General features: G+C 70.5%; 16 protein-coding genes and 1 riboswitch. Of the genes, 10 read left to right on the forward strand and 6 right to left on the reverse strand.

Annotated elements, in window-relative coordinates:
• Window positions 1-366: 366 nt before the first annotated feature.
• Window positions 367-1,248, reverse strand: a complete 882-nt coding sequence (locus VC184_RS12415) for an endonuclease domain-containing protein (protein WP_274178924.1) — start codon at window positions 1,246-1,248, stop codon at window positions 367-369.
• Window positions 1,249-1,650: 402 nt separating this feature from the next.
• Here VC184_RS12415 and VC184_RS12420 point away from each other — a divergent pair, with 402 nt between their 5' ends.
• The 8 genes from VC184_RS12420 (at window position 1,651) to VC184_RS12455 (ending at window position 8,968) form a co-directional block, all read left to right on the forward strand.
• On the forward strand, window positions 1,651-2,214 hold the full coding sequence (locus VC184_RS12420; protein ID WP_112617420.1) for a GNAT family N-acetyltransferase: 564 nt from the start codon (window positions 1,651-1,653) through the stop codon (window positions 2,212-2,214).
• Between the two features lie 74 nt (window positions 2,215-2,288).
• Entirely contained in the window at window positions 2,289-3,152 is an 864-nt protein-coding gene (locus tag VC184_RS12425; protein WP_269267896.1) for an Fpg/Nei family DNA glycosylase, read from the forward strand.
• Between the two features lie 56 nt (window positions 3,153-3,208).
• Window positions 3,209-3,355, forward strand: a riboswitch (FMN riboswitch).
• Between the two features lie 57 nt (window positions 3,356-3,412).
• A complete protein-coding gene (gene ribD, locus VC184_RS12430; protein ID WP_323986422.1) occupies window positions 3,413-4,495 on the forward strand; it encodes a bifunctional diaminohydroxyphosphoribosylaminopyrimidine deaminase/5-amino-6-(5-phosphoribosylamino)uracil reductase RibD in 1,083 nt (360 codons plus the stop codon).
• Window positions 4,495-5,127 carry a riboflavin synthase gene (locus VC184_RS12435; protein WP_112617423.1) on the forward strand — a complete coding sequence of 211 codons (633 nt, stop codon included), beginning with the start codon at window positions 4,495-4,497 and terminating at the stop codon, window positions 5,125-5,127. The genes ribD and VC184_RS12435 overlap by 1 nt, the downstream gene beginning before the upstream one ends.
• Entirely contained in the window at window positions 5,124-6,443 is a 1,320-nt protein-coding gene (gene ribA / locus VC184_RS12440) for a GTP cyclohydrolase II (protein WP_114588578.1), read from the forward strand. Before VC184_RS12435 ends, ribA begins: the two co-directional genes overlap by 4 nt.
• On the forward strand, window positions 6,440-6,913 hold the full coding sequence (gene ribH, locus VC184_RS12445; protein ID WP_274178927.1) for a 6,7-dimethyl-8-ribityllumazine synthase: 474 nt from the start codon (window positions 6,440-6,442) through the stop codon (window positions 6,911-6,913). Before ribA ends, ribH begins: the two co-directional genes overlap by 4 nt.
• Window positions 6,914-6,953: 40 nt before the next feature.
• Window positions 6,954-7,304: a Fe-S protein gene (locus VC184_RS12450; protein WP_274178928.1), complete on the forward strand. Its 351-nt coding sequence runs from the start codon at window positions 6,954-6,956 to the stop codon at window positions 7,302-7,304.
• Between the two features lie 221 nt (window positions 7,305-7,525).
• Window positions 7,526-8,968: an MFS transporter gene (locus VC184_RS12455; protein WP_269267903.1), complete on the forward strand. Its 1,443-nt coding sequence runs from the start codon at window positions 7,526-7,528 to the stop codon at window positions 8,966-8,968.
• A 74-nt stretch (window positions 8,969-9,042) separates the two neighbouring features.
• Here the strand turns inward: VC184_RS12455 and VC184_RS12460 are convergent, their stop codons facing one another.
• From VC184_RS12460 to VC184_RS12470, 3 genes are read right to left on the reverse strand one after another with little or no spacing between them, the layout of a single operon-like run.
• Window positions 9,043-9,870, reverse strand: coding sequence for an ABC transporter permease (locus tag VC184_RS12460; protein ID WP_114588579.1), 828 nt, complete (start codon window positions 9,868-9,870; stop codon window positions 9,043-9,045).
• Entirely contained in the window at window positions 9,867-10,727 is an 861-nt protein-coding gene (locus VC184_RS12465) for an ABC transporter permease (protein ID WP_274178929.1), read from the reverse strand. Before VC184_RS12465 ends, VC184_RS12460 begins: the two co-directional genes overlap by 4 nt.
• Entirely contained in the window at window positions 10,724-11,665 is a 942-nt protein-coding gene (locus VC184_RS12470; RefSeq protein WP_274178930.1) for an ABC transporter ATP-binding protein, read from the reverse strand. Before VC184_RS12470 ends, VC184_RS12465 begins: the two co-directional genes overlap by 4 nt.
• 62 nt (window positions 11,666-11,727) lie before the next feature.
• On the opposite strand from VC184_RS12470, the gene VC184_RS12475 reads away from it, so the two are divergent.
• Both VC184_RS12475 and rraA read left to right on the forward strand, forming a co-directional pair.
• Window positions 11,728-12,579 carry a sulfurtransferase gene (locus VC184_RS12475; protein WP_274178931.1) on the forward strand — a complete coding sequence of 284 codons (852 nt, stop codon included), beginning with the start codon at window positions 11,728-11,730 and terminating at the stop codon, window positions 12,577-12,579.
• Between the two features lie 36 nt (window positions 12,580-12,615).
• Entirely contained in the window at window positions 12,616-13,083 is a 468-nt protein-coding gene (gene rraA, locus VC184_RS12480; RefSeq protein WP_274178932.1) for a ribonuclease E activity regulator RraA, read from the forward strand.
• Window positions 13,084-13,087: 4 nt separating this feature from the next.
• On the opposite strand, the gene VC184_RS12485 is transcribed toward rraA, so the two are convergent.
• Window positions 13,088-13,267 carry a hypothetical protein gene (locus VC184_RS12485; RefSeq protein WP_323986426.1) on the reverse strand — a complete coding sequence of 60 codons (180 nt, stop codon included), beginning with the start codon at window positions 13,265-13,267 and terminating at the stop codon, window positions 13,088-13,090.
• Window positions 13,249-13,686 (reverse strand): hypothetical protein, encoded by a 438-nt coding sequence (locus VC184_RS12490; RefSeq protein WP_323986428.1) that lies wholly within the window; start codon window positions 13,684-13,686, stop codon window positions 13,249-13,251. The genes VC184_RS12485 and VC184_RS12490 overlap by 19 nt, the downstream gene beginning before the upstream one ends.
• Window positions 13,687-13,741 lie beyond the last annotated feature (55 nt).

A 13,741-nucleotide genomic window follows, 5' to 3' on the forward strand; every position in this document is an offset into this window, starting at 1 on the left:
AGCCGTCCCCGTCCTGCGGGGTAGCCGTCGCGTCGGCGCCCCATCTTCGAGCCGTCCCCGTCCCGTCAACAGGCTCAGCGCCCCACCCGAGCCCCTACGCCCGACCGCGAGCCGTTTCAGCCTGCGCACGGCACGCGGAACAGCAGGCATCCGCACTCCGGTCGCCCGGTCGGCGCGTCGAGCGAGACCTGTCGACCCACCGAGCGAGAACCGCCCCACGGGCCGGGCGGGCCGGAGAACAGCCCTGTCTTCGCGTCATCTCCCCGTCAACAGGCTCAGCGCCCCACCCAAGCCCCTACGCCCCACCGCGAGCCGTTTCAGCCTGCGCACGGCACGCAGAGCAGCAGGCATCCGCTGGTAGAAGCGTCAGCGCACGCGAGCCGGCCGCACACCGGATGCGAGAACGCCGCGCACGGCTTCGAGGACCCGATCGGGTCGCCACATGATGTCCGCCGCCATCGGTCGTAGCGTCAGGTAGCCGAGGGCTGCGGCCGCGAGGTCGCGCGCGCTGTCTCGTCGGCGCGCGTCGAGCCCGGAATGATGAGCATCGCTGTCGCACTCCACGATCAACCAACCATCGACGAGCAGATCGACTCGTCCGACTCCAGGTATGCGCACCTGCACCTCGACCGTCTTGGCGATTCCGCGCAGGAGGAGCCGCATGAGCGTCTCTGGTCCGGATTCGGCCCGCCCGTCAATCAGACGCCGGATCGGGCGGTATCGGAGAGGCAGGGCCGCAAAGACGCTGTCGAGATCCGCGGCCTGGAGAAGCCCGAGATGAAGCGCGCTGTCGAGCGTCGCGACGGCAGCTCGGGGTGACTGGCACTGCACCGCGCGGACCAGCGCGTCGATGATGCTCGAGCACGCGAACCATCTGGGGCGCGGAGCGATGGGAGGTGTCCAATGCAGCACCGACTTCGACCCCGCGAGGGTCTCGCGCGTCGGCACGCGCGAGGCCGTCCGCGGTAGCTGCACATGCGGCCCGGCCGGCTCGAGGACGAACACCCCGAGAAGGCGCAACAGGCTCACACAGGTGAGACGACCGCCGAGCGAGACCGCGACGACGACGGTTGGTGGCGCATCCGCGACGAGGTACGAGCCCCGCAGGGGCCTCACAAGTCGCCCGGCGGAGACGGCATCCGCGATGTCGCGCTTGCGGAGACCACCCGCGCGCAGATCGGATGTCGACCAACGACGCAACTCCATGATCTCTGCGGGAAGCCAGGCTGACGAGGCGTGAGGGTCCATGCCGACACGGTGTCGTCCGTGGTCCCGTGCATGGCCTGCGCAGGAGGAAACTGTGAACAGCCAGACTCGCCCGCTGCCTGTGCGGAAGTCGCTGATCCGTGCCACCGACAGGCTCAGGCGCCGCGTTCCGCGCGATGAGAGGCGCCATGGCGCCGCCAGCCTGTCGACGGCACGGCTGGACGCCGCCTGGCACGCACACGACGAGGAGTCCTCCGTCCCGGCGCGGAATGTCGGCTGACCGGAGCTCGATCCCCGGAACAGCTGAAACGCGTGCCGTCAACAGGCTGAGAGCGGGCCCCGGGGGCGCGAGGCACGGCGACACCGGGCTGAGCCTGTTCGCGGCACCGCGACGAAGGCTGGGCACGACCCGAACCGGCCGGCCCGCCTCGGTAGGGTCGGAGGATGGAACCGGTGACCCTCCGAACCGCGCGGCTCGAGCTGTCGATGCCCACTCTCGACGACGTCGACGCGATCACCGCGGCGGCGCAGGATCCCGAGGTCCCGCGCTGGACCACCGTGCCCTCTCCCTACACGCGCGAGCACGCCGAGGAGTTCATCGCGAAGGCTGCGGCCTGGTGGGACGAGCAGTCCGAGCTGACGTGGGGCATCCGCCGGGACGGCCAGTGGATCGGCATGATCGGCCTGCACCGCGTGAGCCCGGAAGGTGCCGCGGAGATCGGGTTCTGGATGAGCGTATCGGCGCGCGGGCACGGCTACCTGAGCGAGGCAGCCCGCGCGGTCATCGACTTCGGCTTCGCCGAGCCGCTGTCGCTCGCGCGCATCGAATGGCGGGCGATCGTCGGCAACGTCGCATCGGCGCGCACCGCGCGCAGCCTCGGCTTCCGGTACGAAGGGATGCTGCGGCGCGGGCTCCCGCACCGCGACGCCCGCCACGACGGCTGGATCGCCGGCATCCTGCCCGACGACGACCGCGCGCCGCAGCCCTGGCCGATCCTCGCCGACTGAACCACGCCTGAACCAGGCCGCGGTCCGGGCGCAAGCCCGTGCCGCGTGGGGGTGGTGCGTGCCAGGATGACGCCATGCCCGAGATGCCGGAAGTGCAGGGACTCGTCGACTACCTCGGCGGTCGCCTCGCCGGACGCCGCATCACGAAAGCCCGGGTCAGCGCGATCTCCGCGCTGAAGACGTACGACCCGCCGATCGAGACGCTCGAGGGCGCGACGGTGACCGCTGCATCCCGTCACGGCAAGTTCGTCGACCTGGCCACCGACGGCGGCACGCACCTGGTCTTCCACCTCGCCAAGGCGGGGTGGCTGCGCTGGTACGACGCGCTGCCGTCGACCGTCATCCGCCCCGGCAAGACCCCGATCGCGCTCCGCGTCGGCTTCGACGACGACTCGGGGTTCGATCTGACCGAGGCCGGCACGAAGAAGTCGCTCGCGGTCTACGTCGTCCGTGATCCGGCCGAGGTGCCGGGCATCGCCCGGCTCGGTCCCGACCCGCTGGATCCCTCGTTCGACCGCGACACCCTGGCGGGCCTGCTGGCGGGCCGCCGCACCCAGATCAAGGGTGTGCTGCGCGATCAGTCCATCGTCGCGGGGATCGGCAACGCGTACTCCGACGAGATCCTCCACGCGGCGAAGATGTCGCCCTACGCGCTGGCCGCGAATCTGGACGACGCGGAGGTCGACCGGCTCTACACCGCACTCAGCGCGACGCTGGCCGAGGCCGTCGCCGCGGCATCGGGCAAGCCTCCTGCCGACCTGAAGGACGCCAAACGCCGCGGGATGCGGGTGCATGGGCGCCGCGGCGAGGCGTGCCCGGTCTGCGGCGATGAGGTGCGCAGCGTCTTCTTCGCCGACAACAGCCTGGAGTACTGCCCGACGTGCCAGACCGGCGGCAAGCTGCTCGCGGATCGCCGACTCTCCCGCCTGCTCAAGTGACGGCGGAAGTCGGGAATGCCGCAGGCAGCGCCGCGTTGAGTACGATCGGAGTATTGAACGTGCTCCGGGGTCGGTGAGAATCCGAACCGGCGGTGAGAGTCCGCGACCCTCGAGGCCCTCGGGCCGAGAGGTTGATCCGGTGGAATTCCGGGACCGACGGTGATGCGACGCGAGTCGCTAGTCCGGATGAGAGGAAGCACGGCAGCGTTCGCGCTGCGCGCGCCCGCCCGCGTCCCCGGAGACTGACCGAAGGACGAACGATGCCGGGCACCACCGACCGCGAGATCGCCGCGATGCGTCGCGCTTTCGAGCTCGCCGGCAACGGTCCGCGCGGGCTGAACCCGCAAGTCGGCGCCGTGCTCCTGGCACCCGACGGGTCCGTGCTCGCCGAGGGGTGGCACCGTGGCGCGGGCACTCCCCACGCCGAGGTCGACGCACTCACTCAGCTCTCCGCCGGCGCGGCCCGCGGCGCCACCGCCGTGGTGAGCCTCGAGCCCTGCAACCACACCGGCCGCACCGGCCCGTGCGCGCTCGCGCTCATCGCGGCCGGCGTGGCGCGGGTGGTCTACTCCGCGTCCGACCCGGGCGACGCATCGGCCGGCGGCGCGCAGCGCCTGCGTGATGCCGGGGTCGACGTCGTCGGCGGGGTGCTCGCCGACGAGGGTCACGCGCTCATCCACGACTGGCTCACCGTGCAGCGCCTCGGCCGGCCGCACGTCACCGTGAAGTGGGCGCAGTCGCTCGACGGTCGCGCCGCGGCACCCGACGGCACGAGCCAGTGGATCACCGGCCCCGCCGCACGAGCAGACGTCCACCGCCGGCGCAGCGAGGCCGACGCCATCGTCGTGGGCACGGGCACCCTGCTCTCCGACGATCCCGCCCTGACGGCGCGGCGTCCCGACGGCACTCTCTACGAGCGGCAGCCGATGCCCGTCGTCCTCGGTCAGCGTGCCGTGCCCGACGACGCGCTCGTGCGTCGACACCCGCTGCCCCTCCTGCACCGCGACGGCGAGAACCTCGGCGGCGAGAGCGCGAACGAGCCCTCGCTGATGACGCAGTTGCGTGAGCTCGGGGTGCAGCGCGTCTTCGTCGAGGGCGGCCCGACCATTGCCAGCGCCTTCATCCGGGCAGGGCTCGCCGACGAGATCCTCGCCTACATCGCCCCGACCCTCATCGGCTCCGGCACGGCCGGCGACGACCGCCCGGCGCTGCGTTCGCTCGGCGTCGAGACGATCACCGACCAGCGACGTCTGCGCGTGCGCTCGGTCGAGACCCTGGGCGACGACCTGCTGATCGTCGCCTCCCCCGCGCCCCCGACATCCCCGTCCGAAGGAGACGCCTGATGTTCACCGGAATCATCGAAGAGATCGGCGAGGTCGTCGCCGTCGAGCCGTCGGGCGACGGCGTGCGGATCACCGTGCGCGCGCCGAAGGCGGTGTCGGATGCCGGCCACGGCGACTCGATCGCCGTCAGCGGTGTCTGCCTCACGGTGGTCGACCAGGGCGACGACTGGTTCACGGCAGACGTCATGCGCCAGACCCTCGACGTGTCGAGCCTCACCGGGATCGAGCCGGGCCGGGCCGTCAACCTCGAACGCGCGCTCGCGGCGCACACCCGGCTGGGCGGGCACATCGTGCAGGGACACGTCGATGGACTCGGCCACGTCCTGGAGGTGCGCCCCGGCGAGCAGTGGCGCGTCCTGCGCATCTCCGTGCCCGCCGACCTCGCCCCGCTCGTCGTGGACAAGGGGTCGATCACGGTCGACGGCGTCTCCCTGACCGTCAGCGCCGTGAGCGCCGCCCACGTCGCGGAGGCCTGGCTCGAGGTCTCCCTCATCCCCGAGACGCTCGCCGCGACGACCCTCGGCGACCGGATCGCCGGCGACGCGGTCAACCTCGAGACCGACATCCTCGCCCGACACGTCCAGCGGCTGCTGGCATTCACCACCCTCTCGAACGAAGGAGGCTCCCGATGAGCCTTTCTCCCCTCTCCGAGGCGCTCGACGCGCTGCGGGCCGGAAAGCCGATCATCGTCGCCGACGATGAGAACCGCGAGAACGAAGGCGACGTCATCCTGTCCGCCGCGCTCGCCACACCCGAGTGGATCGCGTGGACGGTCCGTCACTCGAGCGGTTTCATCTGCGCGCCGATGCCCGCCGAGTGGGCCGACCGGCTGGATCTCCCGCCGATGGTCGAGACGAACGAGGATGCCCGCGGCACCGCCTACACCGTCTCGGTCGACGCCGCCGACGGCGTGACCACCGGCATCAGCGCGGCCGATCGCGCCCGCACCCTCACGGTGCTCGCCGATCCCGCGTCGACCCCGGGCAGCGTCATCCGTCCGGGCCACATCCTGCCTTTGCGCGCCGTCGAGGGCGGTGTGCGCGAGCGCAGCGGTCACACCGAAGCGGCGGTCGAGCTGATGCAGCTCGCCGGTCTCGAGCCGGTCGGCGCGATCGCCGAGATCGTCGCGGACGACGGCTCGATGATGCGGATGCCGGGCCTGCTCGAGCTCGGCGAGCGCGACGGCATCCCGGTCATCACGATCGAGCAGCTCATCGCGCACCTCGACGAGACCGACCCGCGTCCCGCCGGCGGCGCCGCTTCGAACCGGCGCCGCGTGAGCCTGCGTGCCGAGGCGCAGGTGCCGACGTCGCACGGCACGTTCCGCTTCCTCGCGTACAAGGACCGCGTCACCGGCACCGACCACATCGCCGTCGTCTCGGGCGACCTCGCAGATGCCGCCCCACTCGTGCGTGTGCACTCGGAGTGCCTCACGGGCGAGGCGTTCGGCTCGCTCAAGTGCGAGTGCGGCCCGCAACTCGATGCCGCCCTCGACGCGATCGACCGCGACGGCGGGATCGTCATCTACATGCGCGGTCATGAGGGTCGCGGCATCGGGCTGATCAACAAGCTCCGCGCCTACCAGCTGCAGGAGCGCGGGCTCGACACCCTCGACGCGAATCTCGCGCTCGGGCTTCCCGCCGACGCCCGCGACTACGCCGCGGCGGCCGGCATCCTCGCCGATCTCGGCGTGGGCAGCATCCGCCTGCTGACGAACAACTCCGACAAGGTGTCGCAGCTGCGCGCGCTCGGCCTCGACATCGCCGAGCAGGTTCCGCTGCTCGTCGGCGTGGGCGCCAACAACCACCAGTACCTCGCCACGAAGCGCGACCGCATGGGCCACATCATCGACGACGCCGAGCTGAGCGCGGCGCTCGCCCGCGGCACCGTGGCGGCCCCCGCGGACGAGACCACCGACCCTCGACAGAACTCGGAGAACATCGCATGAGCGGACACGGCGCTCCCGAACGCCAGAACATCGACGCGGGCGACCTGAAGGTCGTCGTCGTCGCCGGCCAGTGGCACGACGTCATCACCGACGGACTCATCGCCGGCGCCGAGCGCGTGCTCGAGGAGTCGGGTGCGGCCTGGCGGCTCGTGCGCGTGCCGGGATCGTTCGAGCTCCCGGTCGTGGCGAAGGCCGCGCTCGATTCCGGAGCGGATGCCGTCGTCGCCCTCGGCGTCATCATCCGCGGCGGAACGCCCCACTTCGACTTCGTGTCGTCGGCGGCCACCGACGGGCTGACGCGCGTCGCGATCGACACGGGCAAGCCGGTCGGTTTCGGCGTGCTCACCCTCGACGACGAGCAGCAGGGCATCGACCGGGCGGGTCTGCCCGGCTCGAAGGAGGACAAGGGCGCGGAGGCGGCGGATGCTGCACTGCGCACGGCGCTGACGCTGCGCTCGCTTCGCGGCTGACACTGTGTCGGCACCCCATACCTTCAGCTAGGCTGAGGGTATGGAAACCCTCCGCGGAATCGTCCTCGTCGTCCACCTCATCGGTTTCGCCACGCTCTTCGGCGCCTGGCTCGTCGAAGCCCTCGGCGCCCGCCGCATCACGCGGGTCATGAGCTACGGCCTCCTCGTCGCCGGTGTCGCCGGGCTCGCCCTGGCAGCACCGTGGGGAACCGACCACGAGTTCAATTACGTCAAGATCACCGTCAAGCTCGTCATCCTGCTCGTGATCGGTGCGCTGCTGGGCATCGGCTCGGCCCGCCAGAAGCGCACCCAGGCGGTTCCCGCCGCCATCTTCTGGCTGATCGGAATCGGCACGGTGGCCAACGTCGCGATCGCGGTGCTCTGGCGCTGACACCCCCGGACTGCGGTCCACCACGCGCGGATGCCGCGTCTCGGAACACCGGGTCGCGGCATCCGCCGTAGAATGGACGATCGTGCGTCGCCGACACCGTCGACGCCGCCGGTGATCCCCGCGTCGAACGTCCGCCGCACCACCCCGCCTCGGACGTCCGCCCACCGGCACGCTCCCACGAGGGCGCTCACCCGTTCTCCCAGACAGGCATCACACCGCACATGTCATCCGCCACCGCGGCTCCCACCGCGCCCGCGAACCCCCGTTCCCGCGTCATCACCGCCAGCCTCGTCGGCACCACGATCGAGTTCTACGACTTCTACGTCTACGCGACCGCGGCGGTCCTGGTCTTCCCGATCCTCTTCTTCCCGAGCGACGACGACACCGCGTCGCTCCTCGCCTCGTTCGCGGTCTTCGGCGCCGCGATGATCGCGCGTCCCATCGGCGCCGTCGTCTTCGGCCACTTCGGCGACAAGTTCGGCCGCAAGGCGACCCTCGTCGCCTCGCTCCTCACGATGGGCATCGCGACGATCCTCATCGGATGCCTCCCCACCTTCAACGACATCGGCTGGTGGGCGGCGCTGCTGCTCCTCGTGCTGCGTCTCGCGCAGGGCTTCGCCCTCGGCGGCGAATGGTCGGGAGCGGCGCTCGTCGCCACCGAGAACGCCCCGAAGGGCAAGCGCGCCTGGTACGGCACCTTCCCCCAACTGGGCGCGCCGATCGGTTTCATCATCGCGAACTCGGTCTTCCTCGTGATCTACTTCGCGCTGCCGCACCCCGACGGCCCGGCCCAGCGTTCCGAGGAGTTCCTCGCCTGGGGCTGGCGCGTGCCGTTCCTGTTCTCCGCCGTCATGGTCATCGTCGGCCTGTGGGTGCGCCTCAAGCTCGTCGAGAGCGAGACGTTCTCGAAGGCGGAGAAGACCGGCGCCATCCGCAAGTTCCCGCTCGGATCCGTCATCCGCGGACACTGGCGCGCGCTGATCCTCGGCACCTTCATCATGCTCGCGACCTACGTGCTCTTCTACCTGATGACGAGCTTCACCCTCGCGTACGGCACCAAGCCGACCCTCGAGACCGCGCAGGCGACCGCCGAGGCATCGGGCGCGGCCTTCGACGCGGCGGCCTACGTTCCGGGCCTCGGGTTCGGGTTCACCGACTTCGTCATCATGCAGATCGTCGGCGTGATCTTCTTCGGCATCTTCACGCTGCTGTCGGGCCCCGTCGCCGACTCGATCGGCCGCCGCAAGCTGCTGCTGTGGGTCACCGGCGTCATCGCGGTGTTCGGCCTGCTGTTCGCGGTCTTCCTCGCACCGCAGCTCGACCCGAAGTTCACCGGGGCGCTCGTCCAGGCGTTCCTCGTGCTCGGCTTCATGCTCATGGGCGCGACGTTCGGCCCGATGGGCGCGCTGCTCCCCGAGCTGTTCCCGACCAACGTTCGCTACACCGGCTCGGCCATCTCGTACAACGTGGCGTCGATCCTCGGTGCCGCCGTCGCGCCCAGCATCGCGACGACCCTGTGGGCGCTCGCTGGCGGCTCGACCTGGCTCGTCGGCGTGTACCTCACGGCCTCCGCCGTGCTCACCTTCATCGCCCTGTGGCTGTCGAAGGAGACCAAGGACTCCGAGTACGACGCGAACATCGGCGAGGCGGCAGCCACACGCTGATCCCCGCCTCGGACGACGGATGCCGCGGGCCCTCGGGCTCGCGGCATCCGTCGTCTCTGCGCGGTCGCGGCGCGTCAGTCGAGGAACAGGGCGCGCAGCCGCTTGGTCGTGAATACGAGACCGAGCGCGATCATCACGACGAAGTAGAGCACGTGCCACAGCATTCCGGCGGAGAGGATGCCGGTTGTCAGCCCGCGGATCAGCTCGACGCCGTGCCACAGCGGCAGCGCCTGCACGATCACCTGCACCCACTCGGGATAGACCGTGATCGGGTAGAAGGTCGCCGAGAACAGGAACATCGGCAGCAGCACGAAGTTGATCCAGTCCATGTGCTGGAAGGTCTTCATGTAGCTCGTGACGGCCATGCCGATGCTCGCGAACCCGAAGGCGATGAGCAGCACCGCCGGGAGGGCGAGCACGGCGGTCCATGCGAGGTTCAGCCCCAGCACCTGCATGATGATCATGAAGCCGGTGGCGTAGACGAGACCGCGAAGCAGCGCGTACAGGATCTCACCGAGGGCGACGTCGAGCGGCCCGAGCGAGGTCGACAGCATCCCCTCGTAGAGCTTGCCGTAGTTGAGCTTGAAGAAGACGTTCCACGTCGAGTCGTACACGGCACCGTTCATCGCCGAGACCGCGAGCAGCGCGGGAGCGATGTACGCCGCGTACGGGACCTCGGCTCCCGACGAGGTCTCGACCTCGCCGATGAGGGCGCCGAGCCCGATGCCGAGAGACGCGAGATAGAACACGGGCTCGAAGAAGCCCGAGAGCACGACGATCCAGCTCGACGAACGAGCCGCGATGAGACCGCGCTGCACGACCGCGCCCGGGTTGCCGGCCCACAGTGCGCGTACGCCCCCGCGGCGGCCCGTCGGCGTCTCCGGCGCGATCACGGCGCTCATTTCGCGAGCCTCTCGATGAAGACACGGCGGCCCCAGAGGTAGCCGACGGCGGCGAGTGCGAGCAGGTAGAGCACGTGCACGGCGATCATCCCGACGCCGATGTCGGCCCCGTAGGTCGCCGCGCGCCCCAGCTCAGCGCCGTGCCACAGGGGCGAGATCCACGCGATCCACTGCAGGCCGACCGGAAGTGTCTCCACGGGGTAGAAGGTGCCCGAGAAGAGGAACATCGGCATGAAGATGAAGCGCTGCACGAGGGCGAACTGCCCCTTGTCGTCTTGGATGGAGCCCGCATACGCCATGAGCGGGATGCCGAAGGCGATACCGGCCGCGACACCGGCGAGGATCGACAGCCAGCCCGTCGCGGGGTTCGGGACAGCGCCGAACGGCAGCAGCCAGATGAAGAGGTAGTAAGCACCGACGGCGACGATCATCCGCGCCGTCGCACCGATGATGACACCGTTCGCGATCTGCGGGCTCGACAGCGCCGACGCGTTGAATCCGTAGAAGTAGCGGCGCCACTTGAAGCCCGCCATCACCGGATAGGTCATCTCCTCGGAGGCCACGGCGATCGCGGCGGTGACGAGCAGCGCCGGCGCGACGAACGGGAGATAGCCGACCTCCTGGCCGTGGGAGGAGATCGGCGCGGTGATGAGCGCCGCGAGCCCGACGGCCAGCCCGAGCAGATACATGATCGGCTGCCCGACCGCGCCGACGACGATCGTCCAGCCGTAGGCGCGCATCGCACGGACCATGTGCTCGGCGACGTACCAGGTGCCGTAGCGCCGGGGCTTGCGCCCACCGGCCATCGCCTCGGCCCGGAGATCGTCGAGCGTGGGGTGCGCGGTCTGGGTGCTCATTCGATCAGCGACCGTCCGGTCAGGCGCAGGAAGACGTCTTCGAGGCTCGATCGGCGCACAAGGCTCGTCAACGGCGTGAGCCCCACCGCCGAGACACGCTCGAGAGCCGCCTCACCGTCGTGGGCGTAGACGAGGATGCGGTCGGGCAGCACCTCGACGCGGTCGCCGATGCCCCGCAGCTGAGCGGCCGCGGACTCGTTGCGGTCGGACCCGAAGCGCACCTCGAGGACTTCACGGCTCGAGTGCTCGCGGATGAGCGAGGCCGGCGTGCCCTCGGCCATGATCCGGCCCTTGTCGACCACGATGAGCCGGTCGCACAGCTGCTCGGCCTCGTCCATGTAATGCGTCGTGAGCACGAGCGTCGTGCCGCGCTCCTTCAGACGGAACAGCCGGTCCCACAGCACGTGGCGGGCCTGGGGGTCGAGGCCCGTCGTCGGTTCGTCGAGCAGCAGGATGCGCGGGTCGTTGATGAGGCCGCGCGCGATCGTGAGGCGCCGCTTCATGCCGCCCGACAGCTGATCGACCTTGTTCTTCGCCTTGTCTTCGAGCTGCGCGAACGCGAGCAGCTCGTCGGCCTTCTCGTGGCAGACCTTGCCCGGAAGACCGAAGTACCGCCCGTAGATGTAGAGGTTCTCGCGGGCGTTCAGCTCGCCGTCGAGGTTGTCCTGCTGGGGCACCACCCCGAGCCGGGATCGGATCTCGGGGCCGTAGCGATCGGGATCGAGCCCGAGGATCTGCAGGTCGCCGCCGCTGCGGGTGGACACCGCGCCGATCATCTTCATCGTGGTCGACTTTCCCGCGCCGTTCGGGCCGAGCAGCCCGAAGGACTCTCCGGGCGCCACCTCGAACGACAGGTCGTCGACGGCGACGAAGTCGGGCTTGCTCTTCACGGCATAGGTCTTGCGCAGCCCACGGGCGGAGATGACGGATTCTGGCACGCGACAACACTAGCGACGACGTCCGACGACGACCGGGGCCGCGGTGCGCGAGAATCGCACGCATGGACCGCATCCTCACCACTGCCGCTGAACTCCGGACCGCCATCGGGGCGGGCCGCTACCCCGACGGCGGCCCCGTGCGGGTGCTCGACGTAAGGTGGTGGCTCGACCGCCCCGACGGACGCCCGGCGTTCCGCGCGGGCCACATCCCCGGCGCGCGCTACGCCGACCTCGACACCCAGCTCGCCGAGCACGGCGAGCCGACGGAGGGCCGGCATCCGCTGCCCTCCCCCGAGACGCTGCAGGCCGCCGTGCGCGACTGGGGCATCGACGAGGGCGACACCGTCGTGGTCTACGACGATGTCGCCAACCTGGCGAGCGGCCGCGCCTGGTGGGTGCTGCGGGATGCCGGTATCGCCGACGTCCGGGTGCTCGACGGCGCCCTCGCCGCCTGGATCGACGCGGGGTTCGACCTCGAGGAGGGCGACGCGGCAGACGTGCGTCCGGGTACCGCGGTCGTCTCGCCCGGCGAGTTACCGGTGCTCGGGATCGACGACGTCCTCGATCAGGCCCGCACCGGCCTGCTGCTCGACGCCCGCGCCGGCGAACGGTTCCGCGGCGAGGTCGAGCCGATGGACCCGCGCGCCGGCCACATCCCGGGCGCGGTGTCCGCGCCGACGACGCAGAACAACGATGAGTCGGGGCGGTTCCGGTGCTCGGATGAGCTGCGCGAACGGTTCGCAGCGCTGGGCGCAGAACCCGGCGCGACGGTCGGCGTCTACTGCGGCTCGGGCGTCAGCGCCGCGCACGAGGCCATCGCCCTCAGCCTCGCGGGATACCGGCCGGTGCTCTACCCCGGCTCGTGGAGCCAGTGGTCGCAGCATCCCGATCGACCCATCGCGACGGGCGCCTGACGGCTTGGACTCGGCGGTCGCCGCTACCCTGTCGACATGACGACCGCCACCGCAGACCTCTATGACGAACGCGGCGACGAGCTCGACTCGCTCGGCGTCCAGTTCCTCGACCTCGGCGGCCGGACCTCCTTCGCGGGACCGATCCGCACCGTGCGCTGTCATCGCGACAACGCGCTCGTGAAGCGCGTGCTCGCGACGCCGGGCGGCGGCGCCGTGCTCGTCGTCGACGGCGGCGGATCGCTCGAGTCGGCTCTCGTGGGCGACCTGATCGCCGCGTCGGCGGTCGAGAACGGCTGGGCGGGCATCATCGTGAACGGGGTGATCCGCGATCGTGTCGCGATCGCGTCGCTCGACCTCGGCGTCAAGGCGCTCGGCTCGAACCCCCGCAAGAGCGCGAAGGACGGCCGCGGCGAGGTCGACGTTCCGGTCACCATCGGCGGCGTGGTCTTCACGCCGGGCCGACACGTCTGGGCCGACGCCGACGGCGTTCTCGTCGAGCGCTGAGGGGCTAAGCAGTCCGCTCCAGCGAGAGCGCGTAGATGGTGGGGTCGCCGGCGAGGTCCATGGTGACGCTCACGCCCGGCTGCTCGACGGTCACGTCGAAGGCGATCGTGCTGTTGTCGCACGTCACGGGATCGCCCGATGACGCGCTGTCGATCGGGCCCGCGGTCACCGTGATCGTGAGCACGTCACGGGATCGCCCGATGACGCGCTGTCGATCGGGCCCGCGGTCACCGTGATCGTGCCGGCACCGCGGCACGCGACCTGCGCCTGGTACGTCCCGGCGGGGAGCGACGAGAACTGCGACGTCTGGTGTGCGGACGTGTGCTGGCTCAGCCACCCCGACAGCGTCCCCATGCCGGTGGTGTCCGAAGACCGGGGCACCGCTGTCTTGGCCCAGTCCGCGATCTCATCGACCGGCAGGGGCAACTGCTGCTCGTCGGTGCGCGCGTCGGATGTCGGGGTGGGAGATGGCGTGGAACCGACGGATGCCGACGGCTCTGCCGCTTCGCCGTCCGCCACCGGGCCGGTACAGCCGGCGAGCGTGAGCACGACGAACGCGGCCGCGGCGAGCGGTGCCGCCTGACGTTTCGAGATCGAACGCATCCGGGCACTCTTCCATCGATACCGCGGACGGACAACCACCCTCGATGAAAGAAGT

It is taken from the genome of Microbacterium plantarum, from assembly GCF_035231185.1.
Taxonomy (GTDB): Bacteria; Actinomycetota; Actinomycetes; order Actinomycetales; family Microbacteriaceae; genus Microbacterium; species Microbacterium plantarum.

Bases quoted from the DNA above. Each gene is read 5' to 3' on its own strand.
- VC184_RS12415 (WP_274178924.1), bottom strand. From the start codon at position 1,248: ATGGACCCTCACGCCTCGTCAGCCTGGCTTCCCGCAGAGATCATGGAG.
- VC184_RS12420 (WP_112617420.1), top strand. From the start codon at position 1,651: ATGGAACCGGTGACCCTCCGAACCGCGCGGCTCGAGCTGTCGATGCCC.
- VC184_RS12425 (WP_269267896.1), top strand. From the start codon at position 2,289: ATGCCCGAGATGCCGGAAGTGCAGGGACTCGTCGACTACCTCGGCGGT.
- ribD (WP_323986422.1), top strand. From the start codon at position 3,413: ATGCCGGGCACCACCGACCGCGAGATCGCCGCGATGCGTCGCGCTTTC.
- VC184_RS12435 (WP_112617423.1), top strand. From the start codon at position 4,495: ATGTTCACCGGAATCATCGAAGAGATCGGCGAGGTCGTCGCCGTCGAG.
- ribA (WP_114588578.1), top strand. From the start codon at position 5,124: ATGAGCCTTTCTCCCCTCTCCGAGGCGCTCGACGCGCTGCGGGCCGGA.
- ribH (WP_274178927.1), top strand. From the start codon at position 6,440: ATGAGCGGACACGGCGCTCCCGAACGCCAGAACATCGACGCGGGCGAC.
- VC184_RS12450 (WP_274178928.1), top strand. From the start codon at position 6,954: ATGGAAACCCTCCGCGGAATCGTCCTCGTCGTCCACCTCATCGGTTTC.
- VC184_RS12455 (WP_269267903.1), top strand. From the start codon at position 7,526: ATGTCATCCGCCACCGCGGCTCCCACCGCGCCCGCGAACCCCCGTTCC.
- VC184_RS12460 (WP_114588579.1), bottom strand. From the start codon at position 9,870: ATGAGCGCCGTGATCGCGCCGGAGACGCCGACGGGCCGCCGCGGGGGC.
- VC184_RS12465 (WP_274178929.1), bottom strand. From the start codon at position 10,727: ATGAGCACCCAGACCGCGCACCCCACGCTCGACGATCTCCGGGCCGAG.
- VC184_RS12475 (WP_274178931.1), top strand. From the start codon at position 11,728: ATGGACCGCATCCTCACCACTGCCGCTGAACTCCGGACCGCCATCGGG.
- rraA (WP_274178932.1), top strand. From the start codon at position 12,616: ATGACGACCGCCACCGCAGACCTCTATGACGAACGCGGCGACGAGCTC.
- VC184_RS12490 (WP_323986428.1), bottom strand. From the start codon at position 13,686: ATGCGTTCGATCTCGAAACGTCAGGCGGCACCGCTCGCCGCGGCCGCG.